Origin of the sequence: Marinomonas foliarum, assembly GCF_003337275.1 — a bacterium.
GTDB lineage: Bacteria > Pseudomonadota > Gammaproteobacteria > Pseudomonadales > Marinomonadaceae > Marinomonas > Marinomonas foliarum.
Genome location: NZ_QPJQ01000005.1, coordinates 97202 through 117211, shown reverse-complemented (window position 1 = coordinate 117211; position 20010 = coordinate 97202). Strand labels below are relative to the sequence as shown.

17 protein-coding genes are annotated in these 20010 nt (G+C 43.8%); 4 read left to right on the top strand and 13 right to left on the bottom strand.

Features of this window, described 5'->3' with window-relative positions:
- Positions 1-7 precede the first annotated feature (7 nt).
- The 7 genes from csy3 to DFP77_RS04140 form a co-directional block, all read right to left on the bottom strand.
- Positions 8-1012 carry a type I-F CRISPR-associated protein Csy3 gene (gene csy3 / locus DFP77_RS04170; protein ID WP_114411033.1) on the bottom strand — a complete coding sequence of 335 codons (1005 nt, stop codon included), beginning with the start codon at positions 1010-1012 and terminating at the stop codon, positions 8-10.
- A 1-nt stretch (position 1013) separates the two neighbouring features.
- Complete coding sequence (csy2, locus tag DFP77_RS04165) at positions 1014-1967, bottom strand: type I-F CRISPR-associated protein Csy2 (protein ID WP_114411032.1); 954 nt, start codon at positions 1965-1967, stop codon at positions 1014-1016.
- Positions 1967-3316, bottom strand: coding sequence for a type I-F CRISPR-associated protein Csy1 (gene csy1, locus DFP77_RS04160; protein WP_114411031.1), 1350 nt, complete (start codon positions 3314-3316; stop codon positions 1967-1969). The genes csy2 and csy1 overlap by 1 nt, the downstream gene beginning before the upstream one ends.
- Before the next feature lie 15 nt (positions 3317-3331).
- Positions 3332-6682, bottom strand: coding sequence for a type I-F CRISPR-associated helicase Cas3f (gene cas3f, locus DFP77_RS04155; protein WP_114411030.1), 3351 nt, complete (start codon positions 6680-6682; stop codon positions 3332-3334).
- Positions 6679-7653, bottom strand: coding sequence for a type I-F CRISPR-associated endonuclease Cas1f (gene cas1f, locus DFP77_RS04150; RefSeq protein ID WP_114411029.1), 975 nt, complete (start codon positions 7651-7653; stop codon positions 6679-6681). Before cas1f ends, cas3f begins: the two co-directional genes overlap by 4 nt.
- Positions 7654-7804: 151 nt before the next feature.
- Positions 7805-8632 carry a BrxR family helix-turn-helix transcriptional regulator gene (locus DFP77_RS04145; protein WP_114411028.1) on the bottom strand — a complete coding sequence of 276 codons (828 nt, stop codon included), beginning with the start codon at positions 8630-8632 and terminating at the stop codon, positions 7805-7807.
- A 124-nt stretch (positions 8633-8756) separates the two neighbouring features.
- The gene (locus DFP77_RS04140) at positions 8757-9941 is read right to left on the bottom strand and encodes a methyltransferase (RefSeq protein ID WP_258861063.1); all 1185 of its coding nucleotides are present in this window, start codon (positions 9939-9941) and stop codon (positions 8757-8759) included.
- 179 nt (positions 9942-10120) lie between these two features.
- Between DFP77_RS04140 and DFP77_RS04135 the strand changes: the two genes are divergently transcribed.
- Positions 10121-11317, top strand: coding sequence for an amino acid aminotransferase (locus tag DFP77_RS04135; protein ID WP_114411026.1), 1197 nt, complete (start codon positions 10121-10123; stop codon positions 11315-11317).
- Between the two features lie 101 nt (positions 11318-11418).
- Here DFP77_RS04135 and DFP77_RS04130 read toward each other — a convergent pair whose 3' ends face one another.
- The 6 genes from DFP77_RS04130 to DFP77_RS04105 form a co-directional block, all read right to left on the bottom strand.
- Positions 11419-12033 (bottom strand): UPF0149 family protein, encoded by a 615-nt coding sequence (locus DFP77_RS04130; protein ID WP_114411025.1) that lies wholly within the window; start codon positions 12031-12033, stop codon positions 11419-11421.
- Between the two features lie 65 nt (positions 12034-12098).
- Positions 12099-13997, bottom strand: a complete 1899-nt coding sequence (gene parE, locus DFP77_RS04125) for a DNA topoisomerase IV subunit B (RefSeq protein ID WP_114411024.1) — start codon at positions 13995-13997, stop codon at positions 12099-12101.
- A 132-nt stretch (positions 13998-14129) separates the two neighbouring features.
- Entirely contained in the window at positions 14130-14711 is a 582-nt protein-coding gene (locus DFP77_RS04120) for a YqiA/YcfP family alpha/beta fold hydrolase (RefSeq protein WP_114411023.1), read from the bottom strand.
- Positions 14712-14756: 45 nt separating this feature from the next.
- A complete protein-coding gene (locus DFP77_RS04115) occupies positions 14757-15239 on the bottom strand; it encodes a DUF1249 domain-containing protein (RefSeq protein WP_114411022.1) in 483 nt (160 codons plus the stop codon).
- Entirely contained in the window at positions 15236-16204 is a 969-nt protein-coding gene (yihG, locus tag DFP77_RS04110; RefSeq protein ID WP_258861062.1) for a 1-acylglycerol-3-phosphate O-acyltransferase, YihG family, read from the bottom strand. Before yihG ends, DFP77_RS04115 begins: the two co-directional genes overlap by 4 nt.
- A gap of 16 nt (positions 16205-16220) precedes the next feature.
- Positions 16221-16841, bottom strand: a complete 621-nt coding sequence (locus DFP77_RS04105; protein ID WP_114411020.1) for an NUDIX domain-containing protein — start codon at positions 16839-16841, stop codon at positions 16221-16223.
- Positions 16842-16937: 96 nt separating this feature from the next.
- Here DFP77_RS04105 and DFP77_RS04100 point away from each other — a divergent pair, with 96 nt between their 5' ends.
- The 3 genes from DFP77_RS04100 to pseC all read left to right on the top strand — a co-directional run bounded on the left by DFP77_RS04100 (position 16938) and on the right by pseC (position 20010).
- Positions 16938-17525 carry a DNA-3-methyladenine glycosylase I gene (locus DFP77_RS04100; RefSeq protein ID WP_114411019.1) on the top strand — a complete coding sequence of 196 codons (588 nt, stop codon included), beginning with the start codon at positions 16938-16940 and terminating at the stop codon, positions 17523-17525.
- A 318-nt stretch (positions 17526-17843) separates the two neighbouring features.
- Complete coding sequence (gene pseB, locus DFP77_RS04095; protein WP_114411018.1) at positions 17844-18836, top strand: UDP-N-acetylglucosamine 4,6-dehydratase (inverting); 993 nt, start codon at positions 17844-17846, stop codon at positions 18834-18836.
- Positions 18826-20010 (top strand): UDP-4-amino-4,6-dideoxy-N-acetyl-beta-L-altrosamine transaminase, encoded by a 1185-nt coding sequence (gene pseC, locus DFP77_RS04090; RefSeq protein ID WP_114411017.1) that lies wholly within the window; start codon positions 18826-18828, stop codon positions 20008-20010. The genes pseB and pseC overlap by 11 nt, the downstream gene beginning before the upstream one ends.

The following is a 20010-nucleotide window of genomic DNA, read 5'->3' as shown; positions in this document are numbered from 1 at the left end:
CTCCTTGTTAAGCGTCAGATTTTCCGCCAAATACACCACCACGGATCAAATTTGCCATTACGTAATGCTGTTGTTCTGTCTCTGGTGCTTGGCCTTTTTCCATCCACTTATCAAATAAGGTATAAAAATCGTCTTTGTTGCTACGATAAGCCTTACCGCGGCTAGTAACAGAGCCAAATGGTTCAGCAGAAATTGGGCCTATCTCTTCCGAGCCTTGATACCAAGTGTCCACAGTACGGATGGCGTTACCGATTTTCTGCGAGTGTAATGCGGCTGTGCCATCTACGTCATACAAGACTTTACTCTTACGGGAATTGCCATCTAATACCAACTCTTGAGACGGAAAGACTTCTTGCCCTTCTCCCAGTTTTACAAAGGCTTCTATTTGGAAATAGGTAAAAGTATCGCTAGTCAGTCCCTTTTGAATTTCATTGGCAAAGGCGGTTAAATCATCACTTTGATAATCAAAATCGCGTAGTGATAAATCGTACCCATTAAAAACCCAAGTGATGTTGCCGTCTTTATTCTTTTGCGTCACACGAATAGAAATGTCTTCTGCGCCGACACGGTTGCGCCATAAAAAACGACCACTCGCGATATTGGATGCATAACGATGCGCCAAGACAGCGAAAGATTGTTCTTCAATATAGGATTTAATAGTAGTGCTCAATACTTCTTGGTAATCAGGGCTATTGCATGCAGAGGGCGTTGGAAGGTCTCCCAATACTCGCAAACTGTACACGACTTTCAAAGTGTCACAGTCAAATGGTAAAGCCGCTGTATCAACGGTTTGTAAGTTCGCTTTATTCACTTCTTGGTCTAACTTTGCTGGATCATTCAAAACGGCGTTTTTTTGTCGGTTAGAGATAGTGCCTCGTACCGATTTTTCTTGTAACGCTATCGGCTTCCACTCTCCGTCAGGTTTAGCCCAATTCCCTGCGAACAACAAACCATCTGAGTTTGCCAGTTTACGTTCGAATGCCAATACTGATGCGGTTTTTACTGCTGCCATGCTATTTCTCCTCAATGGTTTGGTTTGTTTCGTCGTTTAATAAGATAGGTGCTTCTGGTTTATAGTCGTTTTTACAAAGATAAAGTGCGTTGTCTGCTTGGTGTTCTTGATGCCAAAAAAGGTGCTTCAAATCGTCTATTCGATGTGGACTGATCCATTGACCCAGTGAATAAATCGATTCCACAAATAGCACTGGGCAAGAGCGATCTCGCACATGCTCAACTTGTCCAGCTTCGTAGACATCGGATATGCCTTGATAACCCACCATAATAGGTTTGAGCCATCCGGTGTAATCAAGGCGATCTGTCGTCCATTCTGCTTTGCCACCTTTTGGTTTAGATGACATTTTGCGGATACTAAAATCTAAAAACGCATCCAAAGGCGATTTTTGACTTTTATCCATATGATCTTGCAGAACATCATCACGACTCACTAAAGCGAATCCTGGAAGTAACTTGCGAAGGAAAGATTTTCGAGTAGTGCGCTCTCGATTAATGGCTCCAATGTCTGTAATAAGCTCAATATCACCGATACTGTGTACCGCACCACCAGCAACCCTTGAGGTAAATAAAGCATCTTCAGTAAACTCGACAAGCATCTCTTCTATATCAGGCGGTGTTGGGCCCGATAATTCGATCAAAAGCGATACATCCATGCGCATTTTGCCTTCTTCATTAAAGGGTGCCGTACTGCCGTCTTTGGTTAATGGGTTTCGAGTTAAGGCGAAATAATTTTCACGACTCATGTTGTTGCTATGAGATTGCACTTGACTGGCATGACAAATCACCGCGCAGCCAGTAAGCGTTAATTTATCTGAAACGCGAGCTTGGACTTTTCTCTGCAAGGCATGAGTCAGCCCTAAAAAGCTCGTCATGGAAGGGAAGCCCCACGTTAAACCTGCGATGGCATTCACTCCTTCCACTTTAAGGTGTCTAATGACCAGTAATTTATCCATCAAAAAGCTCCTTTCACGTCGTCTTGCACCAGTCTAAGCTCTTGAGCGGTGAGCACTTTCCACTGCACAAACTCAACATCGCCTGTGGCGATCTCGGAGTTTTTCTCTAGCTCTGCATTTAAGAAACGAGCGAAATCGGCAGCGACTAAACCTTGCCACTCTTTTTTATCAAATTCGTCTTCAAATTCCTTATCGAAGGCTCGTCGATTCGGATCTAGCCAAAGCTTTTGATGAAGTGGCAAATGACAATCTGGATGAGAAGACCAACCCGCAGGAAAAGACCGAACACTAGCCCCATAAGCCACCAGCTGATCGACAATGTCATCGATACGATGTGCTCTTTCCGCCCGTGTTTCCCAAACACTACGCTTATTCAAATTGGCGACTAAGAACGTCTTCAATCCAATAAGATGCCCATAAACCTTACGAGAAAACGGCCCACGAAAAATGGACTTCACTTTTAACGGTGGTTTTTCTTGGCTTTGCCACATTGGTGGTGCGCTGCTAAGCATATAGGCTCGACCTGCTCGCTTAGACTTGCTATTTAAAGCGCTAATATTTTGCGGCTGATTCCCACCAAATGTTTGAACCGCTATATTTGGGAATTCGATCGTGGCAAGGTCAGACTCTTTTTCACTGCGACGTGCAGCACGCGCTTCTTGTTGCTCTTCTGAGAAACGCGCATGTTGTACACGTTCATATATTTCTTGAGTCAATGACGACGCGAACATAGGGAGCAACAAGTGATAACAATTTTCTTGAATAGGCCAATATATTTGCTTTAGTAAAAAATGAGACCTTGGGATACCTATCTTAATTGTCGACTTGAAACAATCTAAACAATATTTAGACTGCTCTTTCGAAAGTCCTAGTTCACAAAAAAAATCATCCCGATTAGTGTAAAGCAATGATAAAAAAGTTATATCACCTCCACTTAAAGTTACTAAATTAGCCACGTCCATATGCTTAGCATCGTCAACCGCTACATCGTAGCTATAGTCTTTCAGAGACAAAGTCGAGATATAACCAGCCCCTTGACTTAACATTGGAGGTTTAAATACGTTGGTACATTTTTTTGCAGACGAATAGGTAAATTTAGCAACATGAGTTGCTATATGCACATTATTCGCACGACTTGCCGCGTCACTCAGCCAGTTAGCTGGTTTAAAGCGGTCTTCTTCACTGACTCGTAAAGCGGCCCGCTCCATTTCATATGCCGCGACATTTTCTACCGATGCCGCTAGCACGCCTTTTTGTGTGTCTTTATCGAACTTGTCTAGCCGATCCTGCTTGCGACTGTCGATGTAATCGCGGATCTTGTCGGATAACGATATTTCTTCCAACGTCATATCCTCTTCCTTTTGTTAAATATTTTTATAAAAACCTAACACAGCACTCTGTTGCCACACGTCATTTTCGCCACTTTTTCGCAGTCTAATCGTGCCAAATTGTATAGATGCGTCACTAAGCTCTAGATTAAGCTTTTCCGCTAAATCGATTAATGCATTTTTATAATCAAAGTCTTTTATCCAGTTATGAACGCCAATGGCGAATGTATGCGTTTGATCACGCTGAAAGCTTTGTTTGTCATCGGCTTTTAATTCACCGTTGTCGTGCCAGCGATGCATAGTGGGTTCGTCGTATTCTTCCACTAGATAGAAGCAATAGGATTCATCCGGTGTATGACGACGAAATGGCAACTTGCGTTGTAAATGGTTCGTCCAATGACAGGGTTTGTTCCACCATAAGCTGGCAAAGGCTTCACCGTTTTCTTTGTCCTTGCCCCACAGCTGGGAATGCAGAGCCGCGTGCTCTAAATCCACAAAGCGCTTGGTTGGCGTTAACGAATCACGCTTTTGAATTCGCGGTAAAGCATTGATGGTTTGATATTCATTTGTCTCTAATACGTCTTGCAGCTTATGACTGTCTAACAAAAATGCACCGCCTTCAAAACCTGGTTTTGCGTAGGCGGCTTTTTCATTTTTCATGGCTCTCACGTTTTGGTTGAGCAAGTGAATATTCGACCTTTCCACCGTTGTGTCTGAGTGGCGCAACACTCGTCCCGCTAGCTGAATCAAGGAACGAATCGACGACGGCTCTACAACGGCCCAGTCATAAGAATGATCCCGACCCACCTCTGTTACAGGACTTCCGAGCACGACAAAAATATGCTGATCATTTGGATGAGCTTGCAACGCAGCGCGAATACTTGGCTGATGCCAAATGGCATTCGGGTCTTTGCGATTTAACACTGTGTCCAACATTTGCTCAATAGAAGAGCGTTGCAGTAAAAGAAACTGACTGTGGTAAACACAATAATGAATCTGAATGCCTTTAGGGCTTGGTGTATTCATTAGAGCTTTAGCCACAGCGACTAACGGAATGATATTGGCCATACGCACAAGGCCAAAACTGGCTTTAGCGGGCAAGGTCGGATGTCTATGATGATGTACATTGTGGAGTGCCAAGATACTTTGATGAACACACTGAGCGACGGTTTGAATAACACTAGACCCATTTGCTTCGATATTACACTCAACCAACTCGACACGACGCTTGACAGGTTGTTCAAGCAGTTTTTCGGCACGTTTTATCATGAGTTGTTGATGATGCTCAGAAAACGCAGAGCGTTCGCTGGCCTGAATGGAATCACTGCGGAATTCATCAAACCAAGCACACACAACATTGGGCGTTTGACTTGGGTTTATTTTTACCGATGCTTCATACTGCTTGCGGCCAGCAAGATAAGCATCGAACAAAGCATTGATCAAATCAGGTGGCAACGTCGCCGATGAAAGCAATACATTGGATCCTAACATACCGGCCCAGTTCACCAATCGACACAGAGCGGGTAAATCCTCCAAACCAAAGTCATCAGGTTCATCAAGCACTAAATCAGAGGTCAGCAAACGCAGCATGGGGGCTATTTGTTTGCCACCTCGACTGCCCTCGGTTGATGGTATCAAATGATCAATCGTGCTGACCAACACAGGTGCATTGACCAATTTATTATTCTTAGGAGAGTGTTCTAACCAACGCGATAACGGCCCATCACCTAGCATACCTTCGTAACTGACATAGCTATCTTGGTCGCTGAAATCATTGGCGGATTCTGAACCCAGTAAGACTTCCTGCTGACTGTCCTCTTCTAAAGTTTGCTTGGTTTTCGCCTGTTCATGCAAATCTTTCACGGCTTTAGAGCCGATAAGAACCGCTAGGTCTTCGTCATCCAGTCGCAGTAATTCTTTAAAAGCATCCCCTGTTTGCAAGGTTAAGGTTCGCAACCCAAGCGCAACACTGAATCGACACCCTTTTCTATCATCAGCAAGACCATACATAATGCGCGCATTCGCAAAGGTTTTGCCCTTTCCAGTGGACGCGACATTAATGCCAAAAAAACCATGCTGTTTTGCTTTATCTCGCACGCTGACCGCTAATTCGTAGGCTTTATTTTGCCAAGCGAAACGACTGTCTAGCGTGCGTTTCTTCAATTCAGGATGCCGAGTAATAACAGGCAAGGATTCTTTTAACGATGACAAAGATCGTACTATTTGATGGCTATGACGATACACGCCTATCAAATGTTCATCTAAAGTTTGATTGTAGTTTCCATTGTCTCGACTACCCCGTTCACGCCATGTGTTAGCGTAGACCTTTTTGTAGCCTTTATCGTCATGCCACGGACTCTTAGGTCCAATGGACTTTTGTGAAGAATAATAATGATCACCTAACATCAAACTCAAACGAGCGAGATGCAAGGAAAAAGGCTGATTGAGCCAGTCTTGAGCCAGTAGCTGTGTACGTTTAGCACCTTGCGATGCAATACGGCTAATTCGCTCACGCCAGACTTTACTGCAAAATGGTGAGCCCTTTTCAAAAAACCAAACCGCTGCGATTTCAGCTAATTTCCACTCTTTGTTGTCACATTGAGGTGAATTCCAGTTTGCACAGATATAACCTTCATCAATAATAGTTTCTGGAGAATTCACAAATTCAGTGTCATCTTTCACAGGCTCTGGCAATTTATGATGAGAGAGAATAAGCCATGCCACCGCTTTGGCAACAGGCGGCAAATATTTAAAAGGAGAAGAAACTTTGACGTCTATTCCATCTTTTTTAAGGCGCGCCATAACGCTGCCTTCAATATCGTCTGGTAGGTCACTTAACAAGGTCAACCATGCGGCGTCTTGCTTACCCTTATCAACACCTTCTATCGCGTGCAGCACGAAAGCTTCAAATAGTCTCACCGACACCCATTCATGACGATAAGGTTCGTAAGTTTTTTTCTTTTTACCTGAAGAAGGTTTTAATTTCTCTTGAAAGGCTTTATTGGCTTTACCAAAATCATGAAACAGTGCCGCAATGCCCGCGAGTACGCGAATATCTTCTGCGGTTTGCCACGTATTTTCATCGCCTGAGCGCAAGATATCTCGACCCGTTACGTTCGTCGGCACACTACCCCATTCATTAAAACGACGCGGATTACCCACCAACCATTTCAATTCGGTTCGGTTACGCCCCCGAATCCAGTGGCACGCCACGGAAGTATTCCGACGCGCGGTCTTTTTGAGTAATTTACGTAACGTGGCTAAGCCTTGCTCAGTTATGGCAGTTTGCCATGTTCGATCTCCAGTTCGTTCTGCAAACTGATCAATGACTCGCCGAGTTTCTTTTAAGGCTTTTTTAGAGCATTGGGAGACAAGAAGGATGTTCATTTCTTTTCCCCAAGCGTTTCACTAATTTGCTTGAGGCTATCGATCATATAATCGAGGGCTTCGCATCGACGAATATTGGTAATACAGGCTTGACGAAATTCTTGCTCACTGTCGCCATTCATAGCACTAATAAAAGCCTGCGGAAGAATGATGCCATCTTTTATTAAATCGGCAGCATCAAACACCAAGCCGCCACGGCGAGTTTTCCCATGAAGAACAGATAACCCATGAGGTAAACCTAATACCCAAGTCGCCGTGGCACCTAAGCCATAGGCGAGATAATTACCATGATCCAAAAAACGGTTGGCAAAATCGACTCCTGCCCCCTGTTTTACACGTTTGAAATCATTATAGCCTGTAACTGCACAAATAATTTTGTAGAGAGTTTTGGTTAATCGCGCTTCCGCTAACATAAGCTCTTGAGTATGAGACACTTTGCTAACAGCTTGTTCAAAACTGTCTAACGCTTTATTTAAATCGGCCACACTGATCACAATACCAGCGTCTTTTAAAGCAGAATTGTTCGTCCACTGCTGTCTTGTATATTCGATACGAAGAGCCTGAATTTGTTTAGCGGCTTCTAAGCGCTTATCTTCATCAAACCAAAACGACACCCAAGATTGTAGATATTCAACGGGACGATACTCACTTTGTGGACTAAAAAATGACACGTCAAAGTCAACTTCATTAGTCGAAAACAATGGCGCACCACCGCCGCCACAAAAACCAATCAGTACACCTGATTTTGCTAATTCTCGAACGGCAGCCTGTGTTATAGATGTACCATTTCCCAACAACAAACAAGTCGTGTTCGCAATGGGAATATTCCAATAAAGAGATTGCTTCCCTTCATCCGTCACATATTCCACTCGTCCGTCTTTCACTAAGACACGACAGTATTCGAGGTAATACATATTCGCCCGTTTGGAGTGCAATATGGTTTTCATGTCTGATGGTGAGAACTGTTCCATTGTCTTTACCTTCTCGCTTTTGTCTATTTTGCTCTAGTTATCCAGCTTGCTTCCACTGTGCCTTGCTTTCTTCTGTCTCACAATCCTGTTGTTTTGCACAGGTAAAGTTATTTGACAGGTTTTGCGTGAAATCATGTTGTTCACGCTTTAATCAGTCATATAACCATTGTTTTATGTCGGTATAGTTAACACACACCAGTTGTTGAGCCTGTGGGTTGGCTTCGAGCATTTTGGTTTTGATTTGTAAGTCATCGAGGGTGTATTTGACGAGGGCGGCGCGGGTGGTGATGTTGAGTTGCCCATCCGTCATGCCGTAGTCGTTTTCCAATACGTGTTTTTGTTTGTCTGTAAGGCGGGAATCTGGGGCTAGAATGAGGGTCACTTGGGTATTCCACAGTGTGTCTTGTTGTTCTGTGTGTTCGCTGGCTTTGCCGTCGTAGTCGACATGCTGAAAGCGGCTCAAGACAAAGTCGAGGTAGTGTTTTCGCATGTCGCAGTAGGCGCGTACGTGCCAACGTCCAGCGGTTTTCACGAAGCTATGGGGATAGAGTAATCGACCTTGCGGGTCGCTGCTGGAAACAGAGAGGTATTCGCAGTCTACCGCGGTTTTGTCTTTGACGGCTTTTAATAAGGGCCGCATGACTTGTGGCGAGACGAAGCGTGCTAGGGCTTCTATTCTGTGTTGAGTGGATTGCGTGGCGGTATTCGAAAATGTGGGGATTTTGCCGTAGTTTAGCCAATCAAAATATTCATCGACGGTTTGGTCGATATAATGCGGTTTGAAGTGATCGTCGATTGGATACGCTTTTCGTTTGGCATCGTAAACAAAGTCATTACCCGTCGCTTCTTGGTATTGCTTAAACAATGCGCTGACACTTTGACGCGATAGGCCGAAGCTCTTGATTAAGGGGGTGGTGTTAATCTGCCCTTCCCAAAAAGCCAGTAGCTCTATCATCCAATAACGTTGCGCCACTTCCATTCTGACCATTCCTTTACATTTGATGGTCTAGCAATGTAACGCAGTTTTCTGCGATAACCAAACCACAATTGTGGTGTTTTTGTAGTCAGATCAATAAATTTGTCGCTGTATGTTTGCTTATTGATTAGCGCCCCGCCCTTATCATCCAGTTCCTTGGCGTGAGCGCTTTTCCGCAAAAGGTGCCGATGTCGACTTGATAGCCGTGCTCTTCTAGGTACATGGCGCGGTCGAGGACGAGCCAATGTTCGAGGGCGGATCGAAAGAGTTGGCTGATGGCTTCGAGTTTTTGAATTTGTTGGTAACGAGATTGGCCGATGGCTTCGAAGTTTTCAAATGGGGTGTGGGCGATCAAGTCTGTGAGATTTTTTTGCTCGGTGGCCCACTGGCAAAAAACAGCAAAGCCTTGCTTTAGTAGCGCTTTTTGAATAGAAGGAACAGTAAGATATTCATCTTGCTGACGAGCTGATCTTTGCCATGCGTCGAAGCCAAGTCGGTAAGTCAGTTCGAGTTGTTTGAGTCGTTGCTCGCGAGCGCCTGCGGTAGCCACTTCTTTGACGGCCAGTTTGAGGTCGGCTTGGCGCAAGTTAAGGCCAGATTGTTGCGCGGTCTTTGAAAATGGTCGGTAGTGGCTGTCTTTTGTCAGGTGGTAGCAGCAAGGGGAAATACATAGCATTGCAGTGTTCGCGGCGACAGCTTGTTTAATCAGTTCACGATGCAAATCTCCACAAGCGTGAAGTGCCACAGCACAGTGAGTGTTTGCTAACGCGGGGCGGCTTTCGCCTTTTAGCACATCAGCGTGAATGAAGGTTTGCGGTATTTTTAGCCGTTTAGCTTCTTGTTCTCCCGCTTCACACAGTGTTTCTTGCCATTCTAGGCTGTGGACTGGCTTGTCATCTTCAAAGGCTAACAACTTACCTAAATGACCTTTTCCCGCGCACCACTCCACATAACTATTGGCTTTAGGCGTGTGTGCAACAAAGGCTTGGATTTGCGACCACTTTCGGCCTTTTATTCCCACAGAGACATAACTCGGTAAATCGTCAGTAAGTGTTCGCTGCGGTGATTGCTCAAGTAAATCAGACTTTGAAAAGTTAAGCGTTGTTTTTAAATCTGGGCAGACTCGAAACACTTCCGCATAAAAATCCTCGCTTTCTATTTCTAGGTTTTCTCGAGCCAAGAGTGCAGCCAACTCTGGATAGGCATTTTTCCAAGGATTATCTAAGCGGGTAAAGGTGTCGAATTGCCAGAGTCGAGTATGTGCTTTTAACCAAGTATCGAGGGCTTGAAAGCGGTGTTGAAAAGTGGTCATAAGTCGGCTCTTGAAAGCAGGAAAACGAAGTGTCTTTATTTCTTTACAGTGTTGCGGAAATTTCACTTTATGTTGCATTGTATTTTGTCATAAAAACGGCAAAATGAAGAAGCTATTTAAGCAACGATTATAACCACAGCGATTTTCCTGTGGCACACCATAAGGACCCTGTAAATATCATGTTCAAGCATCTTAAAGCTGTTTCTGGCGACCCTCTTTTAGCCCTTATCATTGCACATAAGCAAGATACGAACCCAAAGAAAATCGATTTGGGTGTCGGCGTTTATAAAGACGATAATGGTCATACACCGATTTTAAATACGGTAAAGAAAGCCGAAGCTATTTTGCTTGAACAAGAAGATTCTAAAAGCTATCTAGGTATTTATGGTGCGACTGAATTTGAAGCCATTATCAAAGATTTGATCTTGGGTGAAGGCAATGAACTGATCACTTCTGGCCGTATTCGTTCTACCCAAACGCCCGGTGGAACTGGCGCATTAAAAGTAGCTGCGGATTTTATCAGTGCGAACTTGAAAGACGCTCGTCTTTGGGTAAGTGATCCGACTTGGGGTAACCATAAATCTATTTTTGATTCGGCTGGTGTGGAAGTAAAAGACTACCCTTACTACGATCCAGCAACAAACGGCCTACGTTTTGACGACATGATGGCGACGTTAGAAGCTGAAGTGAAAGAAGGCGATCTGTTGTTACTGCACGCTTGCTGCCACAATCCAACAGGTATCGATTTGCAATTCGATCACTGGAAAGTTCTAACAGACTTCGTGAATAAGCGTGGATTATTACCCTTGGTTGACGCAGCATACCAAGGCTTTGGTGACGGTTTAGACGAAGATCTAGCTGGTTTACGCTACATGGCAGCCAATGTTCAAGACATGTTGATCGCGAACTCTTTCTCGAAAAACTTCGGTATTTACCGTGAACGTTGTGGCGGTTTAAGCGTTATTGCCGCATCTGCTGATGAAGCAACGGCAGCATTTTCTATTATTGGCCAAGCCATTCGCGCTAACTACTCTATGCCACCAGCTCATGGCGCCGCGGTGGTTTATACCATTATGAGCAGTCCAGAACTAAAAGCTGAATGGGAATTAGAAGTGGCTGCAATGCGTGATCGTATTAACGGTTTGCGTGAAAAACTAGTGGCTAAATTGGCAGCGTCTGGCGTAAGCAAAGACTTCAGCTTCATCAAAGATCAGCGCGGTATGTTCTCTTACTCTGGTTTAACGCTAGAACAAGTTCGTACATTGCGCAGTGAATACGCAATTTACATTGCCGATACTGGTCGTATGAGCGTGGCAGGCGTGAGTGACAGCAACATTGATTATTTGTGTGAAAGCATCGCTAAAGTAGTAGGTTAATCCCTAACTCTCAGCTCCGCAAAAAAAATGTGATGCTTAACAAGCATCACGTTTTTTTTATACGGAATAAGCTTTGAACAAGCAAACTAGTTATTGCGTGATTAGTGCAATGTGCGTTTCTCTTCTGCTTTGCTCGTCGCTTGCATTTCCGGATGGTAATGCTTAACCAAGCGCAGGATCGAAGGTTCTAAGGTCTCTTTCCAGAAATTAACTTCTTCATCAACCATACCTTCCAACTTATCCCATCCGGCTTCTGTGCCAAATAGACGAACTGGCGCAAGCACTTCATCAAAAAACTCTCTATCGCCACCAATCCCCAAACCAATCAGTTTAGCGCCACGAATAAAGCCAACGCACCATTCTTCAACTAATATCGTAAATTCACCATCCACTTCTTGCTCTAAATAAACAGGATAAAAGTCGCCAAATAGCAAGCTGTTCATGGTTTCCATGTACATGATAAGTACAAGGCTTAGAAACTCGTCTTCCTGTTCTGTTGAGTCCCAGGTCGGCTGATCTTCATCCGCTCCCCATATTGCATTGAGCCATACATCTGGCTCCAACTCTTTTATCGAACAGCCCAACGCGGTTAAAAAGCCATCTAATTCGGACACACACATCAGTGAACGATCTGTGCCGAACGTCAATAAATAGTGATCAATCTTTTCGTAAAGGACTTCTTCGCTGATGACATCATCGCCGTTTTCTTCAGACATTCATTCATTTCCATTTTGTTGAGCGATACTTATATTCTAGCTTGGCTTAATAAAAACAAAGTAGGTTAATCAATAATCGCCAAGTTGCCGTATGTTTCTAACCAGCTTTTACGGTCTCCTGCACGTTTTTTCGATAGCAGTTTGTCTAAAAGCTCATCAGTATCCAATTTATCTTCCATGGTTAATTGGATTAAACGACGCGTATCTGGCGCCATAGTAGTTTCACGTAATTGGGATGGGTTCATCTCACCCAAGCCTTTGAATCGCTGTACGTTTGGTGTGCCACGTTTATTTTCAGCGGCAATCTTATGTAGGGTGATGTCTTTTTCTTCATCATCAAGGGCGTAGTAAACTTCTTTACCGATATCAATTCGGTACAAAGGCGGCATAGCTACGAAAACATGTCCGCTATTTACTAGGGCTGGGAAGTGGCGAACAAACAAAGCACAAATTAGCGTTGCGATGTGCAAACCATCCGAATCAGCATCGGCCAAGATACAAACTTTGCCGTAGCGTAAACCGCTTAAATCGTCATCTCCTGGGTCAACACCTAAAGCAACAGAAATATCATGAATTTCCTGAGAGCCAAGTACTTGGTTAGAGTCTACTTCCCAAGTGTTTAATATCTTCCCTCGCAGCGGCAAAATAGCTTGGAAGTCTTTTTCGCGAGCCTGCTTCGCAGAACCGCCCGCAGAATCCCCTTCCACAAGGAAGAGTTCACTTCGAGATGAGTCTTGTCCAGAGCAGTCGGCCAATTTACCCGGCAATGCAGGACCTTGAGTAATACGCTTACGTACGACCTTCTTGCTGTCTTTTAGGCGTTTTTGCGCGCTGTTAATCACGATATCGGCAATTTTTTTACCGTCTTCAACGTGTTTGTTCAACCAAAGACTGAATGAGTCTTTTACCGTCGCTGAAATAAAGGCCACTATTTGCCGAGAAGACAAACGCTCTTTCGTTTGACCCGAAAACTGAGGCTCTTGGATTTTCGCTGACAAGACATAGCTACAACGATCCCATACGTCTTCTGCCGTTAACTTAACACCTCGAGGCAAGATATTATGGAAATCACAGAACTCGCGAATGGCTTCTAACAAACCGGTTCGTAAACCGTTCACATGAGTACCGCCTTGCGCTGTTGGGATCAAGTTGACATAACTTTCTGTCACTAACTCGCCACCTTCTGGCAACCATTGAACCGCCCAATCAACACCTTGCGTTTTTTCAGTCATGCCACCAATGAAAGGTTCCTCTGGTAGCAATACAAAACCTTTATTGGCCTGTGCTAAGTAGTCTTTTAAACCATCTTGAAAAAACCATTCTTCACGGGCTTCTTCGCTGCCACTTTGATCAATAAAGACAACATGAAGTCCAGAACAAAGTACGGCTTTGGCTTTCAATAAATGCTTGAGGCGCGAAATAGAAAATTTAGGGCTGTCGAAGTATTTTGTATCTGCAGTGAATTTAACTTTCGTACCGGTATTCTTCTTACCTACCGTACCAATTTCTTTTAGTTCTGATGTTTTAAAACCATTCTCGAAGCCAATATGATAGTGAGCACCATTACGACGTACCCAGACTTCTAACGATGTAGACAAGGCGTTAACAACAGAAACACCAACGCCATGCAAACCACCAGAAAATTGGTAATTATCGCCGGAGAATTTACCACCCGCATGAAGCTTAGTCAGAATCAACTCAACACCAGATATTCCCTCTTCTGGATGAATATCCACTGGCATGCCTCGACCGTTGTCCTCGACACTCAATGAACCGTCTTTGTATAAGATGACTTCGATACGATCCGCATGATTAGCCAAGGCCTCATCCACTGAGTTATCAATAACTTCTTGCGCTAGATGGTTTGGCCGTGTGGTATCCGTATACATTCCTGGGCGTTTTTGTACAGGTTCTAAGCCACTAAGAACTTCTATCGATCCGGCGTTATATTCTTTTGCAGACATGCGTGTTTTTACTTCCAAGTTGATCGTGCAATACAGGGTTCAAATATTGTATTACGTACGAGTGTAAATTAGATTGGCTAGAGTCTATCACTGGTTTTACTTAGTGTGAAATAGTCTAACAAAAGCAGTAGTTTACTCGATTAATATTTTGGCAAAACGAAGGATTTCAGTAGAAAATCGTTCAAATTCAACAAAACTGTGGTCGCCTTTTTCTTCATGGGTAAGTCGTGCTGTTTTAGGAAAAGCTTTGAGGGCTTCTTTGTAGTCCAGCACTTCATCACCTTCTTGAATCATTAGCCAGTATAAGTCGGCAGTCGGCTTGGTCACCACTAATTGCTCAAGCTCAATCATGTGATCTTGAGTTAATTCGTATTCTTCATTGGTATAAGGGTTAAATTGGGGGCCTAGATAGCCTTGTAGCAATATAGGAGCTTGAACAGCGGGGTTAACCAGTATGGCTTTCAGTCGATATTTTTCAGCTAGATATGCAGCATAAAAACCGCCCAAAGAACTACCTATTAATGTTATGCCTCTTTCGTAATTCGCTTCAATTATGGCTTCTAACTGTTTAATTGCTTGCGCCGGTTGCCAAGATAAACGTGGAGAAATCACAGCTTCAGGTAAGTCTATTTTTTTTGCAGCATTGCCAAGAACTGTAGCTTTATGGGACAGCTCAGAGCTATTAAAACCATGGATATACAGTAAAACAGTCAAAGGTGGCCTTCTTTATCAAGCAATTTACGATTAAAAAAACTAAATTCAGGCAAACTGAAAAGACAAGGTATTATTCAGTCTATGACCATGCTTTAGGCACAACTCTAATAAATCCGCTAACTGCTGGTTAAGGCGAAACTTTTCATCTCGATGAAGCATGGCATCATTTGGGTAAGGATACGCTCCGCTGTATTGGCGATGCCCATCAGTAATCTCCGCAATCCCAACATCATGATACAAACGCACCGTCATAGACAGGGTGGTTTTAAAAAGCAGCTCTTTCGGAATCTCTGGACCAAATTCTAGCGCTATTTCAGAGGTAAAACGACTCTCTTTGCCTAAGGTAAGGCGTAGACGACTTTCTTGGTCACCAGCACTATGAATCGAAAAATTCCACGAATCCATCTCCTCATGACCACGCATAAGTTTACCTAGTCGGCGATAATTTAACTCACCAAGCAGCTGTAAACTCACCAAATCTGGCACATATTGTTTCGATGTTTTCTCTGTCTTCATAGCATTCGTCATTCTTGTGACGTGTTTCCTTTTGAAAATTCTTGCTCTAATCCTACAGCCTTTGCCTGTTTCAAAGCGGCAAGCTGATGACTTATACGTGTATCTTTATCGTGCCAGTATAGATTAAACCAAGCAAAAAAGTGCTCTCTATCCTTTCCGGCAGCTTGGTATTCTGGCGTTAACATGGCGTCAGGAATAGCGACATCTCGCGCCATGACTTTTACTTTGCCAATACGACCACAAAGTAAATCCCATCCAGTGACTACTTCTTTCTCGTATAAGACATTGATGTCTGTAATACTTTTTATTTTCTGCGGCATCGTCTGCAATATAAAACTAATGCCGCCAGCCTTTGGTTTAAGCAAACAACGATAAGGCGATGCTTGCTGCTGATGCTTTTTTTGTGAAAAACGCGTTCCTTCAACAAAACTCATAATAGAGTTTGGGCGTTTAAGCAGCCGCTTACAAGAACGTTTTGTGGTTGCCAGATCTTTACCTGCCAGTTTAGGTTTTTTGGCGATCTGAGCTTTAGTATAACGCTTCATATACGGAAACCCCATTATATAGGTTGCGGTTCCCACAAACGGCATCCAAAACAAGGCTTGCTTCATAAACACTCTTGGCAAAGGGCGACGATCTTTAAGCTGAGCAAAAATTGCAAACACATCTACCCAAGACTGATGATTCGCAATGATCAAATGCCAGTGATCAAAGTCCGCTTTCATGGCTTCATCAAGCTCCCACTTCACACCTAAAATGTTTTGAAACCACCATTCACAAGAAGCCAGCCATCCATAATACAAGCGGTTAACACAATGTTCAGCTAGGCTCTCGTAACGAGTACTTTTCAACAATAATAAAGGCGAAATAAGGTGTACAAGCAAGGCCCAGAAAAGAACATTCCCACACATAAACACAAAAGAAACGACGCCAACACAAGGCTGTAGCCAGGTTTTCTTATTAATAAAGACAGACATCCCCATCTTCATCAGCTTAAGCACACCAACGTTTTACAAGATCATTTTTATTTAATGCAAACCATTGCAGCCCCATGATGGTGCTGGCATTTTCTACGTCATTTTTAAGCAAACCGATAGCGTCGTCGGACGACACAAGATGAAGTTTAATGTCTTCATTCTCTTCGTCTAAACCATGAACTTGCGAGGTATCGACAAGGCTAGAATCGAATTCGCCTGCATACATGCGCAAGTACTCCACTAAACCGCCTGGTGAAGGCACAAACTTAAACATGTATTCAAGGCGCTTTACTGTCACACCTGCCTCTTCGAATGCTTCACGACGAGCCACATCTTCATCGCTTTCACCTTCTTCCACCATGCCTGCCACTAATTCGAGCAACCAAGGCGATTCACCATTTAATACCGCAGGACGAAACTGTTCGATTAATAAAATTTTATCGGCCACTGGGTCAAATAAAAGCACACATACTGCATCGTTGCGCACCATCATTTCACGAGTCATAGGTTGACTCCACTCGCCATTAAATTTTTTGTGTTTCAACGTCAGCTTACGCATTTCGAAAAAGCCTTTATAAAGGCATTCGTCTGCCAAGATCTCGACATCTTTTTTACTGTAAGTCGGTTTAAACTTCATATTATCTCGTCCTAAGCAGGGCACTATTTAAAATAATGTCTGATATGATTAATTCGCAATTAGGCATGTCGCGGTTACAAGTTTGGAGTGTCATTCATGGAAAACATACGTTGCGCTTGGTGTTTAGGATCTCCTGAATACATTCATTATCACGATACTGAATGGGGCATTCCCGTTTATGACGATCAATCCCTATTTGAGTGTATTGTACTAGAAAGCGCTCAGGCAGGTCTAAGCTGGATTACTATTTTACGTAAACGAGAAGGCTACCGTGCCCTTTTCCATAATTTTGCCCCCATAAAAGTCGCTAATATGAACGAAGCCGACGTCGAGAGATTATTATTAGATGAGCGAATCGTGCGGCACCGCGCAAAGATCGAAGCGACCATTAACAACGCCAAAGCCTTTTTGAAAATTGCCGACGAGTTTGGCTCCTTTAGCCAATATTATTGGGGTTTTAGCGATAACAAAATTATTGATAATCCCATCCGCAATCATACTGACGCACCTGCGGTGACGGAATTATCCACTCGATTTTCCAAAGACTTGAAAAAACGAGGCTTCAAATTCCTGGGCGCCACAACTTGTTATGCGTTTATGCAGGCCACGGGCATGGTGAATGATCATATTGCAGACTGTGTCTCGCGCACTACTTGCTCCTCTGTTAAGAGGGAATTGGGATAATATAAAGCCCTTAGCTCCTGAGGTTAGGTGGAAGTATATTTTAAAAACATTTACAACCCCATCCTAACCTTCCCCTTGAAGATAAGGGGAAGGAACAAAAAACGGACTTAGCTCCTCCCCCTGCCAAGGGGGAGGTTGGGAGGGGGTTAAAAGCTATATGCCAAGGGGAGGGAATAATACAAAAGCCCTAAAAGCTGGCAGCAGTTCCTTGATTTCATTAATGTTTAGCCTAAAGTAGTCGATATAGTAAAAAGATTATTTGTACAATGGCCATGCTCATTAGGCTTTCAAATTCCATTATTTAGTTTGGTAAAAAACATGTTTAACAACAAAAGCATTCTTATTACTGGTGGCACAGGCTCTTTTGGCCATCAGTATGTGAAAACTCTATTGGCCAATTACCAACCTAAACGACTGATTATTTATTCACGTGATGAATTGAAACAATATGAGATGCAGCAAGACTTTGATGCACCTTGTATGCGCTATTTCATTGGTGATGTGCGCGACAAAGACCGTCTAACGCAAGCCATGCGCGATGTAGATTTTGTTATCCATGCTGCCGCTCTCAAGCAAGTCCCCGCTGCTGAATATAACCCAATGGAATGTATTAAAACCAACATCCATGGCGCCGAAAATGTAATCGCAGCCGCCATTGCCAATGACGTAGAGAAAGTCATTGCTTTATCCACCGACAAAGCGGCAGCCCCTATCAATCTTTATGGCGCAACCAAACTTGCTTCTGACAAGCTATTTGTTGCTGCCAACAACATGGTCGGCCAAGGCCGTACGCGTTTCTCAGTGGTCCGTTACGGCAATGTGGTTGGCTCGCGTGGTTCAGTTGTACCCTTCTTCCAAAAACTGGTTGCCGATGGCGCTGAATCCATTCCAATTACTCACCCAGACATGACGCGCTTTTGGATCACCCTACCAATGGGCGTGGATTTTGTATTGAAAAACTTCCGCCGCATGCATGGTGGCGAAATATTCGTTCCTAAAATTCCTTCTGTACGCATCATGGATTTGGCAGCAGCTTATGCGCCAAATATTCCGACCAAAGATGTTGGTATTCGCCCAGGCGAAAAGCTTCACGAAGTCATGTGCCCTGGGGATGACTCTTTCCACACCTATGAATTTAGCGATCATTATGTGATTTCGCCAAGCATCAAATTTTATCAAGACGATATGGATTTTGCTCACAATCGCCTAGGCGAAACGGGCGAACTGGTTGAACCAGGTTATGAATATCAATCTGGAAGCAACCCACATTTTTTAAGTATTGAAGAGATTTTGACCTTCGATGACGCATGATTTTATTCCATACGGCCGCCAATCTATTAGCGAAGACGACATTGCAGCCGTTGTAAAATCGCTACGCTCTGACACCTTAACTCAGGGTCCTTGCGTCACTGAGTTTGAACAGGCTATTTGTACAAAGGTCGGAGCTCATTATGGCGTAGCAGCAAACAGTGCAACCTCAGCTTTACACCTTGCCTGCTTGGCACTAGGTGTTGGCACTGATGATACGGTTTGGACATCGCCTAACACTTTTATCGCTTCCGCTAATTGCGCACGCTATTGCGGCGCTAATGTCAATTTTGTCGATATTGATCCTCGCACTTATAACATGTGCGCAGATAAACTGGCTGAAAAATTAGCCAGAGCCAAGACCAAAGGCAATTTACCAAAAGTCGTCATTCCAGTGCATTTTGCGGGTCAATCTTGCGACATGCGAGCTATTCACGCACTATCCAAAGAATATGGCTTTCGTATTATAGAAGACGCTTCCCATGCAATTGGTGCGAAATACCAAGACAACTACGTGGGCAACGGAGCATTCAGCGACATTTGTATTTTCAGCTTTCACCCAGTGAAAATCATCACGTCTGCGGAAGGCGGTATGGCGATTACCAACGATGAACAGCTCGCCAAGCACATGCGCACTCATTGCTCACAAGGCACAACCAAATCACCTGATGAATTAACGCAAATGCCCGGGGATTGGTATTATGAACAACACACATTAGGCTTTAATTATCGCATGACGGAATTACAGGCTGCTTTGGGTTTATCTCAGCTATCTCGTTTGGATGACTTTATCGAGTGTCGACATAAACAAATTGCTAACTACGAGATTCTATTAAAAAGCTTACCAATCACTTTGCCTTATCAAGCAGATGATAATTATTCAGCACTGCATTTGTTTCCGATTCTCTTACCTGAGCACAACAAGGAAGCTAGAAAAGGCGTGTTTGATATTTTACGTCAAGCAGGCATAGGCACTCAGGTGCATTACATTCCAGTGCACACCCAACCTTATTACCAAGCACTAGGCTTCAAACAAGGCGATTTCCCTATTGCGGAAGATTACTATGCTCGCACTCTGAGTTTGCCGCTTTTTGCCGACTTAACTCATGCCCAGCAAGAGCGAGTGGCGCTGATCCTGAAACACGCCTTAATAGCAAATCGCGTGATGAGAGCCTAA